The 16,209-nt window shown below is 67.9% G+C and carries 17 protein-coding genes; 9 read left to right on the top strand and 8 right to left on the bottom strand.

The genetic code is table 11. The features are described from left to right. Position 1 precedes the first annotated feature (1 nt). Together DL991_RS30190 and DL991_RS30185 are read right to left on the bottom strand one after the other, a co-directional pair. Positions 2–1,888 (bottom strand): ABC transporter substrate-binding protein, encoded by a 1,887-nt coding sequence (locus DL991_RS30190; RefSeq protein WP_233599066.1) that lies wholly within the window; start codon positions 1,886–1,888, stop codon positions 2–4. A gap of 290 nt (positions 1,889–2,178) precedes the next feature. Next, complete coding sequence (locus DL991_RS30185) at positions 2,179–3,969, bottom strand: hypothetical protein (RefSeq protein ID WP_233599065.1); 1,791 nt, start codon at positions 3,967–3,969, stop codon at positions 2,179–2,181. Positions 3,970–4,080: 111 nt separating this feature from the next. On the opposite strand from DL991_RS30185, the gene DL991_RS30180 reads away from it, so the two are divergent. Genes DL991_RS30180 through DL991_RS43055 form a run of 3 tightly spaced genes read left to right on the top strand, consistent with a single transcriptional unit; the run spans position 4,081 to position 5,803 of the window. Continuing rightward, positions 4,081–4,440 (top strand): hypothetical protein, encoded by a 360-nt coding sequence (locus DL991_RS30180; protein ID WP_125787750.1) that lies wholly within the window; start codon positions 4,081–4,083, stop codon positions 4,438–4,440. Beyond that, positions 4,437–5,660, top strand: a complete 1,224-nt coding sequence (locus DL991_RS30175) for a hypothetical protein (RefSeq protein ID WP_125787749.1) — start codon at positions 4,437–4,439, stop codon at positions 5,658–5,660. Before DL991_RS30180 ends, DL991_RS30175 begins: the two co-directional genes overlap by 4 nt. Further along, positions 5,657–5,803 (top strand): hypothetical protein, encoded by a 147-nt coding sequence (locus DL991_RS43055; RefSeq protein WP_199746720.1) that lies wholly within the window; start codon positions 5,657–5,659, stop codon positions 5,801–5,803. The genes DL991_RS30175 and DL991_RS43055 overlap by 4 nt, the downstream gene beginning before the upstream one ends. A gap of 60 nt (positions 5,804–5,863) precedes the next feature. Here DL991_RS43055 and pip read toward each other — a convergent pair whose 3' ends face one another. Together pip and DL991_RS30165 are read right to left on the bottom strand one after the other, a co-directional pair. Further along, positions 5,864–6,805, bottom strand: a complete 942-nt coding sequence (gene pip / locus DL991_RS30170) for a prolyl aminopeptidase (protein WP_125787748.1) — start codon at positions 6,803–6,805, stop codon at positions 5,864–5,866. Positions 6,806–6,941: 136 nt separating this feature from the next. Beyond that, positions 6,942–7,508, bottom strand: a complete 567-nt coding sequence (locus DL991_RS30165) for a TetR/AcrR family transcriptional regulator (protein WP_125787747.1) — start codon at positions 7,506–7,508, stop codon at positions 6,942–6,944. Between the two features lie 93 nt (positions 7,509–7,601). On the opposite strand from DL991_RS30165, the gene DL991_RS30160 reads away from it, so the two are divergent. Both DL991_RS30160 and DL991_RS30155 read left to right on the top strand, forming a co-directional pair. After that, positions 7,602–7,886: an antibiotic biosynthesis monooxygenase gene (locus DL991_RS30160; protein WP_125787746.1), complete on the top strand. Its 285-nt coding sequence runs from the start codon at positions 7,602–7,604 to the stop codon at positions 7,884–7,886. Further along, positions 7,883–8,455 carry a DUF2867 domain-containing protein gene (locus DL991_RS30155; protein WP_125787745.1) on the top strand — a complete coding sequence of 191 codons (573 nt, stop codon included), beginning with the start codon at positions 7,883–7,885 and terminating at the stop codon, positions 8,453–8,455. Before DL991_RS30160 ends, DL991_RS30155 begins: the two co-directional genes overlap by 4 nt. A 73-nt stretch (positions 8,456–8,528) precedes the next feature. Here the strand turns inward: DL991_RS30155 and DL991_RS30150 are convergent, their stop codons facing one another. Continuing rightward, positions 8,529–8,963 carry a helix-turn-helix domain-containing protein gene (locus DL991_RS30150; RefSeq protein WP_125787744.1) on the bottom strand — a complete coding sequence of 145 codons (435 nt, stop codon included), beginning with the start codon at positions 8,961–8,963 and terminating at the stop codon, positions 8,529–8,531. Between the two features lie 89 nt (positions 8,964–9,052). Here DL991_RS30150 and DL991_RS30145 point away from each other — a divergent pair, with 89 nt between their 5' ends. The 3 genes from DL991_RS30145 to sigJ all read left to right on the top strand — a co-directional run bounded on the left by DL991_RS30145 (position 9,053) and on the right by sigJ (position 12,223). Beyond that, positions 9,053–10,234: a thiolase family protein gene (locus DL991_RS30145; protein ID WP_125787743.1), complete on the top strand. Its 1,182-nt coding sequence runs from the start codon at positions 9,053–9,055 to the stop codon at positions 10,232–10,234. Next, positions 10,231–11,268: a (4Fe-4S)-binding protein gene (locus tag DL991_RS30140; protein WP_125787742.1), complete on the top strand. Its 1,038-nt coding sequence runs from the start codon at positions 10,231–10,233 to the stop codon at positions 11,266–11,268. Before DL991_RS30145 ends, DL991_RS30140 begins: the two co-directional genes overlap by 4 nt. A gap of 67 nt (positions 11,269–11,335) precedes the next feature. Next, on the top strand, positions 11,336–12,223 hold the full coding sequence (sigJ, locus tag DL991_RS30135) for an RNA polymerase sigma factor SigJ (RefSeq protein ID WP_125787741.1): 888 nt from the start codon (positions 11,336–11,338) through the stop codon (positions 12,221–12,223). Positions 12,224–12,293: 70 nt separating this feature from the next. Here the strand turns inward: sigJ and DL991_RS30130 are convergent, their stop codons facing one another. Then, complete coding sequence (locus DL991_RS30130; RefSeq protein WP_125787740.1) at positions 12,294–13,373, bottom strand: glycoside hydrolase family 5 protein; 1,080 nt, start codon at positions 13,371–13,373, stop codon at positions 12,294–12,296. Positions 13,374–13,550: 177 nt separating this feature from the next. Between DL991_RS30130 and DL991_RS30125 the strand changes: the two genes are divergently transcribed. Further along, positions 13,551–14,057: a PIG-L deacetylase family protein gene (locus DL991_RS30125; protein WP_233599064.1), complete on the top strand. Its 507-nt coding sequence runs from the start codon at positions 13,551–13,553 to the stop codon at positions 14,055–14,057. On the opposite strand, the gene DL991_RS30120 is transcribed toward DL991_RS30125, so the two are convergent. Both DL991_RS30120 and DL991_RS30115 read right to left on the bottom strand, forming a co-directional pair. Then, positions 14,006–14,581 (bottom strand): CGNR zinc finger domain-containing protein, encoded by a 576-nt coding sequence (locus DL991_RS30120; RefSeq protein ID WP_125787738.1) that lies wholly within the window; start codon positions 14,579–14,581, stop codon positions 14,006–14,008. The genes DL991_RS30125 and DL991_RS30120 overlap by 52 nt on opposite strands. Positions 14,582–15,267: 686 nt before the next feature. Next, the gene (locus tag DL991_RS30115) at positions 15,268–16,113 is read right to left on the bottom strand and encodes an LLM class flavin-dependent oxidoreductase (RefSeq protein ID WP_125787737.1); all 846 of its coding nucleotides are present in this window, start codon (positions 16,111–16,113) and stop codon (positions 15,268–15,270) included. Positions 16,114–16,209: the final 96 nt, after the last annotated feature.

Here is a 16,209-nt window from a genome sequence, read left to right as displayed (position 1 = left end):
TCTACTCCCGGTCGTCGGCCGACTTGCCGCGCCGCCCGAGCAGCACGCCACCGCCGACGAGCACCACGAGCACGACCGCGCCGATGCCGATCCACAGTCCGGTGTTGCTGCTTTCCTCGGCGCCCGGCGCTGCCGCGTCGGCCGGAGTGGCGCCGTAAACGCCCCAGTAGCCGGACTGCTCGAGGATCGCGCCGTCGGGCTGCGGCTGCTTGGTGAACGAGGCGAACTTGTCCGAGCGGTAGGCCTCGAGCACGTTGTCGTAGTCCAGGACGACGTCGACGTACTCGCCGGCCAGCACGGCCTGGGCCTGCTTGACGAGCTCGGCGCGCTTGGCGGGGTCGAACTCGGTCAGCTGCTTCTTGTACAGGTCCTCGTAGCGCGGGTCGCAGAAGAACGTCGCCGAGCTGCCGCCGTTGCCCTCCGCGTTCGGGCGGCCGGCGCAAGTGTTCAGGCTGAGGGCGTAGTCCGGGTCGGGCGAGGTGCCGTAGCCGGAGATCGCGAGGTCGTAGTTGCCCGCGGTGGTGCGGTCGTCCAGCTCGTCGTCGGAGACGAGTTCCTGTTTGACGCCGATGCCGACGTCCTTGAGCCAGCCGCTGACGAACTGCGCGACACGCTGGTCGAACGGCCGGTTCGCGTGACCGGCGAGCCGGAACTCCAGCTTCGCGCCGCCGGGCGCGACGCGGATGCCGTCCGCGCCCTTGGCGTAACCCGCCTGGTCGAGGGTGGCGTTCGCGGCCGCGATGTCGAACTTGGTCTTCTCCGCGTCCGACGGGGTCCAGGTGTAGGCCTTGTAGATCGCCGGGACGACACCGGTCCCGGGCTGGCCGTAGCCGTTCATCACCTTCTGGACGATGCTCTCCGTGTCGATCGCCTGCGCGATCGCCTTGCGGACCCGGACGTCCTTCAGGATCGGGTTGCCGTCACCGATCGGCTGGTCGAGGACGTTCTTGACGCCGAAGTTGATGATGAGCTCGTTGTACCGGCGGCCCGGCGCCTTGTTCGTGGTGATGTTCTTCTCGCCCTTGAGCGCGTCGAACTGCGTCGGCGTGAGCCGGTTGATGACGTCGACCTCGCCCTGCTTGAGCGCGTTGACCGCGGCCTCGGCGTCCTTGAACTGCAGCAGCTGCAGTTCGTCGACCTTGGGCGCGCCACGCCAGTAGTCCTTGTTCGCCTTGAACTTCACGAACTCGTTCTTCTTGTACTCGGTCAGCAGATACGGTCCGCTGCCGACGCCGACGACGGCCATCTCGTCGGTCGAGGGGGCGTTGAGGTCCTTGATCGGCTCCCAGATGTGCTTGGGCACGATCGGGACGTCGAGCGAGGTCATGCTCGCCTGCGGTGCCTTGGTCTTGATGACGAGCGTCTTGTCGTCCGGCGCCGACACCGACTCGAAGTTGGTGACGTAGCTGCCGTTCGCGGTGCGGGCGTTCTCGTCGTCGAGCATCCGCTGGAAGGTGTACGCGGGGTCCTGCGCAGTGATCGGCTTGCCGTCGGACCACTTCATCCCCTGACGGATGGCGAAGGTCCAGGTGAGCTTGTCGTCCGAGGTCTTCCAGGACTCGGCGATGCCACCCGTGGGCTGGGTGTCCTCGGCCGAAGGCAGGGTGAGGAACTCGTAGTTGAACCGGCCGACCTGCGTCGACGCCGCCAGCTGGGCGGTGAAGGGATTCAGGTGGTCGATGCCGGTCGTGAGCGCCACCCGGAGGACCTTGCCCTGCTGCTGTGCCGCCGCGACGGGCACGAAAGGCACCGTCGCGACCGCCGAAGCGGCAAGGACCGCGACTACGCGAAGACCGCGTAGTCGCTTCGGAAAACGCTCAGTGCGCACGAAGACCACCCCATCGAAACTCGCTGTAACCCAACCCCCGAGGCGGAAAAGTAACCACATGTCGCGGTAACCGCGCAATGACTCGCCAACACCGATCGTGCACGGCGGATGTCGTCGCGTGGTCGATAGCTACTTTACGTCTCGACGACATTGCGGTGAGTCACCATTTCGGCGCGCGAGACGGCAACACGTGCAGTGTCCTGGGTATTCAAGGGAAGCGTGCTTGCAGCACGCTTGCGCCCGATGATGCTCAATCGATACGTGCGACGAAGTGCGAGCAAAGCGACTCGTCACCTGCTTGCGGTACTTGCGTGCGCAACCATCGCAAGCAGGTGACGAATCGCGACGCGTCAGCCGACGGGGACCTCACGCCGTCGCGCGCTGGCGGCGGCCGCGTAGAGCCACGCGAACAGCGCCCACATGCCGGCGAAGATGAGCCCGACGGTCACGTACGCGACCGTCCACAGCACGGCGGGCGTCTCCGACTTCCGTTCCCGTTGCAGGAACTCGATCTCGGACATGAACGGGCGGGTACCGGACGCCGCGTCGATCGCCGGGGCGTCCGCGGCCGGGTCGGCGGGCGCGTAGATCGGGGCGAGCCCCATCACCCGGTTCGGGACGTGCACGCGGATCCCGGTCTTCCACTGTCCGAACACCGGCAGCGGCTGGGTCGTGCGATACACCCCGTCGCCGATCTTCTCCAGCGGCGCGGTGAAGAAGTCGCCGCCCTGCCAAGCGAAACCGTTCAGCCACACGGCGTCGTCGGCGAGATCGGGATGGGAGATCGTGACGGTCGCGTCGACCCAGCGGGGCGCGCCACCGCCGTGCGGGTTCGAGATCGGCAGCCCGGCCGCGGCCTCCGTCAGCCGGACGTCGGCGGTGAATCCGCCGTCCGGATCCTGCGGGACGGCGACGGCCGACATCAGGGCGACCGCGCCCAGCGCGCCGACGAGTCCGACGGTGTGGCGGGGGCCGGCCGCGGGCACCTGCGTCGCCGTCTCCTCCACGCGCTGGTACTGCCAGACTCCGATGAATGCACCCGCCAGAGCGGCGCCGGTCCCGAACAGGACGAACAACGGCAAATGGGCCGCCGGCCAAGGGTTCGGCATCAGCCACTGGGTGAACGCCGCCTCGGCGAGCATCCCGGCCGTCCCCACGAGCAGACCGGCGACAGCGGCGAAGGTGTAGCCCTGACGGCTCCGCATCGCCAGCGCGACGACCTCGATGATCACCGCTTCGGCGACGTACGGCAGCAACGAAGCCACGTGCAGATCGGCGAACAACGGGATGATGGTGAACGAAGCACGGGAGGCGAGGAAGACCGCGAGGACGATCAGCGCGCCACCCGGCCCCCAGGACAGCCGCCCGTAGGTCAGCGTCCAAGCGCCGATCAGGCCGACGAGCACGACCTGCGACAGCATCGGGAACTGCGGGACGCCGAGGTCGAACTCCATGAGGAACGCCGAAGCGCCCATCATCCAGGCGCCGGCGAGCACCGGGCCGAGCAGGCGCACGACCGGTCCGGTCGCGCCGACCTGTCGCGCTTCGCCGAGCAGCAATTGCAGCCCCAGCACCACGCAGACGCCGCCACCGATCATCAGGACGTGCGTCGGCCCCCATTCGGTGACGTCCTGGCCGAACAGCCGGTGCCAGACGTCGTCGAGCGGGAATCCCGCGATGCCGACCAGACCGGTCGCCATCATCTGGATGGACCCCATCGGTGCCCGCCAGTGCGGGCCGATCTTGAACGTGCGCTTGGGCAGGTTCTTCGTAGCCAGTGTCGCGCTGAGCACGCCGCTGGCGAAGATGCCCATCAACCCGAAGTAGATCGGGAAGTGCGACGGGTTCGCGAGCGGGCCTTCGTCGCGGCCGAGCTCCATGTGGATCGGCACGTCCCAATAGACGCCGATCAGCGCCGACATCCCGGAGAGGAACGCGACGAACATCGGCAGCGCGGCCCAGCGTGGCAGACCGCTGAAGTCACCCATCCAGTCGGCGACGCGGCCGATGACGGTCAGCTTCCCCGCGCGTTCGCGGAGCACGAAAAGGGCCAAGGGCAGGAAGACCGCGGTGAACATCAGGCCCGCGATAACGATCTGCCCGAATTGCGCGCCGCCGGCAGGCGGGCTCTCCTGAGCCATGAACACCGTTCTCGCCTTCCTGCTAACCTGAGTAACTGTTACCTTGGGGTAACACGATAGAGGTATGGTTCCGGCCAGGCAAGCCGGGGCGTACGACTTGGAGGAGCCTCGATGCGGAGGATCGGCGGGATCTGCGGGATCACGGTGGCCGCGCTGCTGGCCGTGACCGGCTGTTCGGGATCGACCGGCTCCCAACCGTCGCCGGGCACCGGCACCGTGAAGTTCTCGATCACCGCGGGCAAGCGCACAGCGGGCCCGGCGGAGGTCTCGGTGCGCACCGGCGAGAACGTCGCGCTCGAGGTCACCTCCGATCAGGCGGACGAACTGCACGTCCACGGCTACGACAAGGCCGCCCAGTTGGCCCCCGGGGTTCCGGGGACTGTCTCCTTCACCGCGAACATCGACGGGATCTTCGAGGTGGAACTGCACAAGAGCGGCGCGGCGGTGACCAAGCTCCGGGTCAGCGGATGATCCTGGCGCACGGCCTCGGCGGCAGGTCCGATCTGCCGGTGCCACTGTGGCTCGCGCTCTACGCGGGAGCGGCGGCCGTCGTCGTCTCCTTCTTCGCGCTCACCGTGTTTTGGAAGGAACCAAGGCTCCGCGGCGCCGACGCCGGCAGCGCACTCCCCCTCCCCCTGCAGCGGTTCGTCGACAGCGCGTTCTCGCGGGTCGCGTCACGCATGGCAGGCGTGGCGCTGTTCGCGGGTTTCCTCGCGATGGCGTGGGCCCGTCCCGGCAGTTCGGCCGACAACCCGGCTCCGGCATGGTTCTACGTCTGGTTCTGGGTGGGACTGGTTCCGCTTTCGCTCCTGTTCGGCCCGGTCTGGCGGCACCTGAATCCACTGAGGACGGTCGCGTCGCTGATCCCCGCGCGGCATCGCGAACTCCCGGACCGGCTGGGCTACCTGCCCGCGATCGTCGGTCTCCTGGCGTTTCTCTGGTTGGAACTGGTGTTCCCGCACTCGGATTCGCCGAGGGCGATCGCTCTTTTCTGCACCGTGTATGCCGTTATACACATTGCTCTCGGGGTGGTCTACGGTCCGCGCTGGTTCGACCGCGGCGATGCTTTCGAGGTCTACGCGCGCCTGATCGCGGCCTTGTCCCCGTTCGGCAGGCGCGGTGACGGACGGCTCGTGGTCCGGAATCCACTGGACGGGCTGGTCGCCATCTCCCCCGCGCCCTGGCTGACCGCGCTGGTACTGGTGGTGCTCGGCTCGACGGCGTTCGACGGCCTGACCCGGCTCCCGTTCTGGACGTCGCTGGACGCCGGTGTCCTCGGGGGCACCGCCGGGCTCGCGGCCTGTATCGCGCTCACGTACGGCGCCTACGCGGGCGCGATCAGCCTCACCAGGCCGTATCTGCGCCGAGGTTTCGACCCATATCCCGCGTTCGCGCCGTCGCTGATCCCGATCATGGTCGGCTACACGGTCGCGCATTACTTCTCGTTCGCCGTGTTCTCCGGGCAGCAGGGCTTCGGCCGCGCGATCGACTACACGGTCGTCTCGACCGGCGTGATCGCGCTGGTGCAGATCGCCGGAATCGTCGCGGGGCACGTGCTGGCCGTAACCTCGGCGCATGACCGTTCCGTCGGCGTGCTGCGCGCGAACTACGTCAAGGTGGGCCAGTACCCCATGCTGGCGCTGATGATCGGCTACACCGCGCTCGGGATCGCACTGGTGTCCGGCTCATGACCATCGCTGCGCGGGTGATGATGATGCACCAGGGCGGCTGGGACGAGATCCTCATCTTCGTCGGCCCCGTGGTGATCATCGGGCTGCTCGTCTACGTCGCGCGCAAACAGGTCCCGACCACCCCCGAAGAGGACGACGACTAGCCCTGGGTGGGCAGAGGGAATCCCGGCTCCACCCAGGGCTTTGCCGTGCCTGGACACGGCCTAGTCACGGAACCGATCCGTCGCTGCCAGCAACGCGGCCAGGATGCCGGGTTCGTCGTACGCGTGCGCGGCATCCGGCACGATCACCAGTTCCGAATCCGGCCATGCCTTGTGCAGGTCCCACGCGGAGACCACGGGCGTGGCGAGGTCGTACCGCCCCTGCACGATCACGCCGGGAATGTCCTTCAATGCGGCAGCTTCCCGGATCAGCTGTCCCTCTTCGAGCCAGCCGTTGTTCACGAAGTAGTGGTTCTCGATCCGCGCGAACGCCAGTGCGAATTCCGGCAAGGCGAATTCCGCCACCAGTTCGGGCCGGGGAAGCAGCGTCACCGTCGCGGCCTCCCAGGTACTCCACGCGACAGCGGCCGGCCCGTGCACCAGGGGGTCAGGGTCGGCGAGCAGCTCCGCGTACAGCTCGACGGGATCCCCGTCGAGCTCCGCGATCGGCGCCATGAATTTCTCCCACAAGTCCGGAAAGACGTTCGCCGCGCCACCCCGGTAGTACCACTGCAGCTCGGACGAACGCAGCGTGAAAACCCCGCGCAGCACCAACTCCGACACGCGTTCAGGGTGCTTCTCGGCATACGCCAGCGCCAACGTCGACCCCCAGGACCCACCGAACACCTGCCACCGCGAGATGCCCAGTGACTGCCGCAGTCGCTCGATGTCATCGACGAGATGCCAGGTCGTGTTCAACGAAAGATCGCCCGACGCGGAGGCGTGCGGCAACGACCGCCCGCAGCCGCGCTGGTCGAACAGGACGATCCGATACGCGGACGGGTCGAACAGCCGGCGGTGCGACGGCGAACAGCCGCCGCCGGGACCGCCGTGCAGGAAAACCACGGGCTTGCCGTCGGGGTTGCCGCATTCCTCCCAGTACACGAGGTTGCCGTCACCGGTGTTCAGGTGGCCCGACGCGTTGGGTTCGATCTCCGGGTACATGCGCCTATCGTCGGACACCTGGCGCAGCTCACGGACGAGACGACGCTCACGGTAGGTGCTGCCTGCTTGTCCAGTGCGGTGAACCGCTGGATCAGGCCGCCGATTCCGCCACGCTGGTGCGCTTCACATTCCGGCTTCAGCCGTCATGGCCGGGCCCGCCACCGAGAAGCAACGCCCCCGCCAACTCGGTGACCTCGTCCCGAGAGCGGCCGTTGTGGTCGGCGGCCATGAAGTGCTTGCCGATCAGGAGCGAGAACGCGAGCAGGCACCGGGCTTCGACCTCGTCCTCGTCGGTGAAGATCTCGCGCATGAGGGAACGCAGGTAATCCATCCGCTGGTTGTCGACCCGCCGGAGCCGTTCGGCCACCGACTGGTCGCGCCGGGCCCAATCCCTGATCGCGAGGTCGATCGGCAGTAGCCGGTCGCCGGCGAGCAGTCCGGCTCGCCGGATCTTCGCCCTGGCGTCGCCGCCTTCGCGCTCGACGCTCTCGAACAGCAGGTCGGTGCTCATCCGCTCCCAGGTGGCGAGCATTTCCTCCAGCAGCGTACCCCGATCAGCGAAATGGCCGTAGAACCCGCCTTTCGTGACGCCGAGCGCTTTCGCGAGCGCCTCGACGCGGACGGCGCCGGGACCTCCGGCAGCGAGGGCATGCAGTCCCGCGTCGATCCAGGCGCTCGGCGGGGTCCGGGTTTCGGCGGCCATGCGATCACCGTATCCCCCGTCACTCCGGCACCACGACGACGATATATACGCTACCGTATAGATGGCGGAAGTTGACTGGGAGGAACAACGACGATGACTGTCGGATTCGTGGCCACGCACTACCCGCACACCGATCATCACGACGATTTCGTCTCGCGCGTCCAGCGAGTCGCCGCCGTCCTGCGCTCCACTTCGGGCTGCCTCGCCGCCGAATGCTGGGTGACCGCCGCCGGAGACGCCGTGGTCTCGATCGTGCGGTGGGAATCCGAGGCGGCACAGGCGGCCTCGATGCAGGCTCTGGGCTCGGCGGATGTGGACGTCGCCTTCGACGACCGCGAGGTCCGGCCACGCGAGATCGTCCAACTGGTGTCGGCATGAAACTCGCGAACACGGCGCACACGGCCCACTCCTGGCGGATCCACGAAATCGCCGGGGACTTCGACCTCGAAGACGTCTGGGCACTGGAAACACCCGGCGGCCCGGACGACTTCGACAAGCTGGTGAAGCAGTTCTCGTCGGGCGATTTCCCGAACGGGGCGCCACTACCCGTCCGGGCGCTGTGGGCGCTGCGCTGGAAACTCGGCGGGCTGCTCGGCCTGGACAAGCGGACTTCCGGCCTCGACACCCGGGTGGGACCACTTCGCGCCAAACTGCCGGAAGACCTCCGCCGCACACCGACCGGACCGGACGAAGATTGGTCGCCGTTCACCCCGGTATACCGGCTCGAAGACGAATTCGCCGCCGAAATGGCGAACGGGACCATGCACGGCGTCCTGCACATCGCGTGGGTCGAAGACGGGCAGGGCGGGTATCGCGGTCAGATGGCGGTGCTGGTGAAACCCAACGGCCCGTTCGGCCGGGCGTACATGGGATTCATCAAGCCGTTCCGGTACCTGATCATCTACCCGGCGCTCATGCGGATGATCGCGCGGGAGTGGCGCGGCTAGCGAAGGTCCGTGAAGGCCTCCTTGAGGGACCCTGGGTCCCTCAAGGAGGCCTTCACGGACAGCCGACCACGCGTCATCGCCGACTGCTCCGCACCAGCGTCATGTCTTTCTCCCGCACCGGTTCCTGGCAGTGCGCGCAGACGGTCTCCGGCGCGAGGACCTCGCCGCACGAATGGCGCCACACCGTCGGCGGCGGCCCGTCCGTGACGTACCGATCGCCCCACGCCATGAGGTTCAGCAGCACGTGGTTGAGCGCGTGCCCCGCCTCGGTGAGCACGTACTCGTAGCGCGGCGGATGCTCCTCGTAGAGCCGTTTCTCGAGGATTCCCGTCTCGACGAGCTTGCGCAGCCGCGCGGTCAGGATGTCCCGGCTCGCCCCGGTGTTGCGGACGATCTGGTCGAACCGCCGCGCCCCGAAGAACACCTCGCGCAGCGCGAGCAGGCTCCAGCGCTCCCCGATCACCTCCATCGCGTTGGCGATCGAGCAGTCCCTCGGTCCTTCGGTCATGCGACCAGCGTAAACCCACTGAGTCTTGATTTCCAACCCACTCGATGTCACAGTGAGTTGGAGATTCCAACTCACCACTGGAGGCAGCCGTGCACGACGCGGTCATCGTCGACGCCGTCCGTACCCCGATCGGCAAGGGCAAGCCAGGTGGCGCCCTGCACGAAATCCATCCCGTCCAGCTGCTCGCCCACACGTTGCGAGCCCTCGTCCAGCGCAACGGCCTCGACCCGGCGCTGATCGACGACGTCATCGGCGGCGCGGTCGACCAGGTCGGTGAACAGGCCCAGAACGTCACGCGGTGGGCGGCACTCGCGGCCGGGCTGCCGGAGACCGTGCCCGCGACCACCGTCGACCGGCAATGCGGGAGCAGCCAGCAGGCCGTGCACTTCGCCGCGCAGGGCGTGATGGCCGGCGCGTACGACGTCGTCATCGCCTGCGGTGTCGAGTCCATGAGCCGCGTCCCGATGTGGTCGAACGTGCTGCCCGGCACCGATCCCCTCGGCCCCGGGGTCGCCGAGCGCTATCCGGAAGGCCTGGTGCCGCAAGGGATCAGCGCCGAGCTCATCGCCGCGAAGTGGTCGCTCGGCCGCGACGCGATGGACGAGTTCGCGGTGTCCTCGCACCAGAAGGCGGCGCGGGCGCACGCGCTCGGGCGGTTCGCGAGCCAGATCGTGCCGATCGAGACCCCGTCAGGCCTGGTCTCCACCGACGAATCCGTCCGACCGGGCACCGACCTCGAAACGCTGGCCAAGCTGCGCCCCGCGTTCCAGGACGAGGGGATCTCGGAAAGGTTCCCGCAGATCGACTGGTCGGTGACCGCGGGCAACAGCAGCCCGATCAACGACGGCGCCTCCGCCGTGCTCATCACCTCCAGCGAGACCGCCGCCAGACTGGGCCTGCGGCCGCGCGCCCGGCTGCACAGTTTCGCCGTCACCGGCTCCGACCCGCTGCTCATGCTCACCGGCGTCATCCCGGCGACGGAGAAGGTGCTGCGGCGCGCCGGTCTGCGCCTCGCGGACATCGACCTGTTCGAGATCAACGAGGCGTTCGCCAGTGTCGTGCTGGCGTGGCAACAGGAGACCGGGGCCGACCCGGCGAAGGTCAACGTCCACGGCGGCGCGATCGCGCTGGGCCATCCGCTCGGCGCGAGCGGCACCCGGCTGATGGGCACGCTGGTCAACGCGCTGCACCAGCACGGCGCCCGCTACGGCCTGCAGGCGATGTGCGAAGGCGGCGGCCAGGCCAACGCGACCATCCTGGAGACGTTGTGACCGACCGGCTTCCCAAGAAACTGGCGAACCATCCTTCGGTACGGGCGGTGCTCGCCAAACCGCGGGACAAGCCGTCACCGGTGATCGACGCCGGCTGGCTCAAGGAGATCTGCCTTGCCGCCGGTGCCGACGACGCGGCGGCCGTCCCGCTCGACCATCCGGATCTGGCCGGCGAACGTGAACACGTCCTGCGCGCGCTCCCCGACACCAAGACCCTGGTCTCGCTGGTGGTGCGGCTGAACCGCGACGACGTCCGCTCCCCCGCCCGCAGCGTCGCCAACCAGGAGTTCCATCGTGGCGGCGAGATCATCAACGAGGCCGGGCACACGATCGTCCGGACACTGCAGGACGCCGGATACCGCGCGATCAACCCGTCGGCGACGTTTCCGATGGAGATGGAGCACTATCCCGGCCGGATCTGGGTGGTCGCGCACAAGACCGTCGCCGTCGCGGCCGGACTCGGCGCCATGGGGCTGCACCGCAACGTGATCCACCCGAAGTTCGGCAACTTCGTGCTCCTCGCGACGTTGCTCGTCGACGCCGAGGTGTCCGGCCACGGCGAGCCTCTCGACTACAACCCCTGCCTGGAGTGCAAGCTGTGCGTCGCGGCTTGCCCGATCGGGGCGATCTCGAAGACCGGCGAGTTCGACTTCCTCTCCTGTTCGACGCACAACTACCGCGAGTTCATGAGCGGCTTCACCGACTGGGCGCAGACCGTGGCCGACAGCGAGGACGCCGCCGACTTCCGGTCCAGGGTGACCGACTCGGAGAACGTGTCGATGTGGCAGAGCCTCGCGTTCAAGCCGAACTACAAGGCCGCGTACTGCATGGCCGTCTGCCCGGCGGGTGAAGACGTGCTCGGGCCGTACCTCGACGACCGCCGCGGCTTCCTCGGCACCGTGGTGAAACCGTTGCAGGACAAGGTGGAGACGCTGTACGTGCGAGAGGGTTCGGCCGCGAAGGCCTACGCCGAACGCCGCTTCCCGCACAAGCCGGTGAAGGAGGTCGACGGCGGCTACCCGGCACGGTCCTGAGCCACGTCGTCACATCTTCGTTCCCCCACACGTCAGGATTACGACTGATCGATGAAGGATGGGGACCGTGGACGAACACGACTGGCTGGCACGACGCTTCGAGGGGCACCGGACGCATCTGAGGGCGGTGGCGTACCGGATGCTCGGTTCGCTCAGCGAAGCGGACGACGCCGTGCAAGAGGCCTGGCTGCGGCTGAGCCGGTCGGAGTCCGGTGACGTGGACAATCTCGGCGGCTGGCTGACCACCGTCGTCGGCCGGATCTGCCTCGACATGCTGCGCTCACGCAAGTCACGGCGGGAAGACCCGGTCGGCGCGCAGCTCCCCGACCCGATCATCGGCCGTGAGGACGGGATCGACCCGGAACACCAGGCCCTGTTGGCGGACTCGGTCGGATTGGCACTCCTGGTCGTCCTCGACACCCTGGACCCCGCCGAACGGCTCGCGTTCGTGCTGCACGACATGTTCGCCCTGCCGTTCGACGAGATCGCGCCGATCGTGGGCCGGTCCTCCGCGGCGACCCGGCAGCTCGCCAGCCGCGCGCGCCGACGCCTGCAGGGCTCGCCGACCGTCCCGGACGCGGACCTGAGCCGTCAGCGGGCAGTCGTCGACGCGTTTTTCGCGGCCGCGCGGGACGGCGATTTCGACGCGCTGGTCTCGGTGCTCGACCCGGACGTCATCCTCCGTGCCGAGGGCGGCGCGGCCCCGGCGGGGACCTCGCGTTTCGTGCGCGGCGCCGCCACGGTCGCGAGCCAGGCGCTCATGTTCCGGTCGGCGGGCGCCGGTGGGGTGCCGCGACCAGCCCTGGTCAACGGCGCGGCCGGGATGGTCGTCACCTCGGACGGCGTCCCGACGACGGTCTTCGCCTTCACTGTCGTGGACGGGAAGATCGCGGCGATCGACATCCTCGCCGACCCGGACCGCCTCGCCGCGCTGGACTTCGAACCGCTCGGCTGAACTGTCAGGAAAGGGTCGTTCAGGACATTTTTGTCCTGAACGACCCTTCCTGACCTGCGCGCTGCCGGGATCAGGAGGTCGGGAAGTTGTCCGCGGTACGGATGCGGTCCCGGATCCAGACGCCGGCGGGCTTCAGCGGAGCCGTGCCGGTGAACGAGCTGCCCGAGCAGGTGCCCGGCTTGAACACCGCGCCCGAACGGCTGTCGTCGGAGAAGTTCCAGTTGGTCCAGCTGATCTTCTTCGACGCCAGGAAGTCCAGGTACTTCTGGGAGTTGGTGAAGTCGTTCCCGCCGTCACCGCTGGCGGTCTGGGTGCCGAACTCGGTCACGAACAGCGGGATCTTGCTCGCGGCCCGGCTCAGCGCGTTGAAGTACTCCGTTTTGTGCGACGCCGCGTAGAAGTGGAACGTGTACATGAAGTTGCTGGCGCGCACCGGGTTGTTGATGATGTCGGTCTCGTTGCGGCCGTCGGAGATGCCGAGCGAGCCCCAACCGTGGGTGCCCACGAGCACGACGCCGTCGGAGTCCTGGGCGCGGATGACCGGGATCATCTGCTCCGCGTAGCTGCGGACGCGGTCCCAGCTGACGTTGTTGGGCTCGTTGGCGATGTCGTAGATGATGTTGGTCTTGTCCTTGTGCCGCTGGGCGATCTCGGTGAAGAACGTCTTGGCGCGGCTCAGGTTCGCGTTCGGATCGCCCGGCGTGAGCTGGTGCCAGTCGATCAGGGCGTACATCCCGCGCTTGGTGGCTTCCTCGATGTAGGAGTGCACCATGTCGGTGAACTTGCGCGGGTTGGTCTCGTAACCGCCTTCCTGGATGTACATCGAGATCCGGAGGACGTCGGCCTTCCAGTCGTTGGACAGTGCATCGAGCGAAGCGGTCTTCACGCACTGGCTGAACCACTGGATCCCGTGGGTGCTCATGCCACGGAGCTGGATCGGCTTGCCGGCGGAGTTGCAGAGCTGGAGGCCACAGACCTTCAGCTGTCCGTTGATCGCCGCCGGGCTGCCCGGCGGCAGCGCGGCGGCTGCCTGCGTTGCGGGTTCTGTGCCGGTCTCGGTCGCCATCGAGGTACTCGTGGCGGCGATCGGCGCCAGCAGTCCGGCGGCCAGTGCGGCCGTCACCCGGAGACGGATCTTGTCCCAACGCATTCGGCTTCTCCTCTCGCGTCGACGGCGCCGTCGTTGGCGCGCCGACGGTCAGGGCGGCGGGATTAAATAGGAAACTTTCCTTACTATTGGAAAGTAAAGGAGAGATTACCCACGGGATCGACGGACGGTCAAGACTTGACCACCCACTGTTTCGACGACCTCCTGCATGATCGGAGCGTGACGACCATCGCCGCCTTCCACGCCCACCCGGACGACGAAGCACTGCTGACCGGCGGCACCCTCGCTCGCGCCGCCGCGGACGGGCACCGAGTCGTACTCGTGGTCGCCACCATCGGCATGAAAGGCCCGGACCCGCCGGGCTGGGTCCGCTTCGTCCGCGCGAGCACCGACGAAGCGGCCGCGCGGCTCGTGGCGATCCTGCGCGAGGAGAAGGCGTCCGTGCTGCTGAGCTACGACACCTGGTGCGGATCGTGCGCCTACAGCGCCCGGTCCGAGATCACCCACACCTTCGACGTCCGCCGCTTCGCGCGCCGGAAACAGGCCGCGATCGCCGCGCATTCCACCCAGGTGAGGGGAACCTGCAGGCTCGCGCCGCTGATGCGTGTCATCACCCGGCTTCCGGCGCCGCTCTTCGGCCTCGCGTTCGGCCGCGAGTGGTACATCGACGCGACTCACGCCCCTGACCGGCGAGCGCGATACGCGGCGGCCTTCACCCGGTTCTGACAGGCCAGGCCACAGAACCGTTTGATCCGCGCCTGGCTCGCGTCGATGTACACCTGATCGCACCGCGGTGCCGCGCACAGCCCGACGCGATGCGGGATCTGCTCGCCGAACGCCGCGGCCACGGACACCGCGAGCCCGGCCGTCCACTGCTGGACAAGGTCGGCTTCGGGGCCGTGAAAATGGAGGTGCCACGTCTGGTCGCCGTGGCGGTGCAGCGACGGACGCGCCCTGCTGTCGGCGAGCAACCGGTTGAGCAACCCGGCCGCCTCGTCGTGCTCGCGCCTGGAGAGCGACTCGATGATCTCCCGCAACCGGGACGCGAGATTTCGCAGCCTCTCCGCGCCGGACAGGTCGACGCGGCCGTTCCCGGTGTCGCCGACCGCTTCGGCGGCCGCGCGAACCAGATCACGACCGCCGAGCGCGGGTTTCGGCCTGCCGTGCACGTGGTTCCCGGTGAGCGCGTTGATCAGCGCGACCCCGGCTTCCAGCCGCATAGTGTGGTGCCCGTCCAGCTCGTCGGCCATTCGATCCCTCCCCCGCACGTCACTGGTTCGCAGGACGCTCGCGGTGACGCTACCAAAGGCTCGCGTCACCACAAGTGTGGTGAAGTCTTTCGGAGGAACGAAATCCGGCGGAAGGCGTAAACGTCCGTCCACTGTGTACAGACAAGCGCCGAAGAGGGCGGGGCAGGTCTCGTGAGTGGCCAGGACGGTTCTATCGAGGGGCAAAGTCAAAGGTGGCGTGACCGGGTCTCTGTCGCGAGGTCAGCTTCGCCGACTCAGCGACAGGGAGGCCTTCGCGGCGCGGGGTCCGGACTGACTGACTGACTGACTGACGAAGCCCCACAGGCACCAGCAGTCACAGCCGGTGGAAGTGAAGGACTCCAGCCAGACACTCACGTGAGTTTCGCGGGAATGTCGTGAAGGGCCCCTTTGAGACGATGATGGTCTCAAAGGGGCCCTTCACGACATCAGAGGTCGACGCCTGACTCATCGGAAGCGCGGAAGGGACCGCCCTCTCGAAATTACGAACTGGGCATCCGCGCCCCAGAAAGCGTCCTTTGTGGATAGTCAAGGAAAGGCGGGACTCACTCACGAGTCGCTGACGCAGCGAAGGGAGGCTTCGCCCCACCGCCGGCCCCGTCCGGGAACACGACACGTTTGCCTTTCCCGTCAATAACCGTCCTAACCACTCACGAGACCGAGCCGCGTCACCACCGAGGCGGACCGGCGTCCACGATCTTCTGCGAGAGCTCCAGCGGGTCGAGATGCATCAGCGACTCCATCCACCAGGTCATCCCGGCCTGCCCGAGCGCGGGCAGGTCGACCTTGACGGGTTCCTCCCACGCCGGACTCGCGTTCCCGGCGACCGCGACGTCGAAGGGACGCCCCGGCTCCAGTCCGGCGAGGCGGAGCGCGCGGTGGGTCTCCGCGATCTCTTCGGCGGTCGGCGTGTGATCCTCCGGGTTGGGGAAGATCCCGTCGCACAACGCCGCCCGCCGGACGACGCGCGGGTTGTCGGTCGAGCTCGCCACCCAGATCGGGATCGGGAACGGCTCGGGCAGCGCCTCGGCGAGGGCGACCTGGTAGTGCGCGCCGTCGTGGTCGAACCGCCTGCCGGACCAGATCGCGCGGATGACGTCGAGACCTTCGTCGAACATCGCCGATCGGGTCAGGAGGTCCGTCTGCTCGCCGAACCGGCTGAAGTCACCGGATTCGTCCGAGCCGAGCCCGGTGCCGAGGATCAGCCGCCCGCCGGAAAGCCTGCTGACCGTCGACGCGTGCCGCGCGACCACCCACGGACGGCGCCGGGCGGGCGGCGTGATCATCGGGCCGAACAGCAGGCGGCTGGTGGCGTGCGCGATCGCGCCGAGTGTCGTCCACGGGTCGGCGATGGGCATGGTGTCCGCGACCACGTGGTCCCACAGGAAGAACCCGTCCCAGCCCGCCGCCTCCGCGCGCACGGCGAGGTCGACGAGCACCCCCGGCTCACCGAACGGGCCGAAAGGCGGCAGATAGACGGCGTGTCGGACCGTGCTGCCGGTCAAGTCGATCATCTCCCCAACGTCATCGTCGAAGCCCCCGGACGGCCGCTTGTTTACGCCGTTCACTCACGTTAGCGTCCGGAAGATGGCGGACACCGGTGAACGATC

Origin of the sequence: Amycolatopsis sp. WAC 01375, assembly GCF_003947325.1 — a bacterium.
Taxonomy (GTDB): Bacteria; Actinomycetota; Actinomycetes; order Mycobacteriales; family Pseudonocardiaceae; genus Amycolatopsis.
This window is presented reverse-complemented; position numbering and strand designations above follow the sequence as displayed.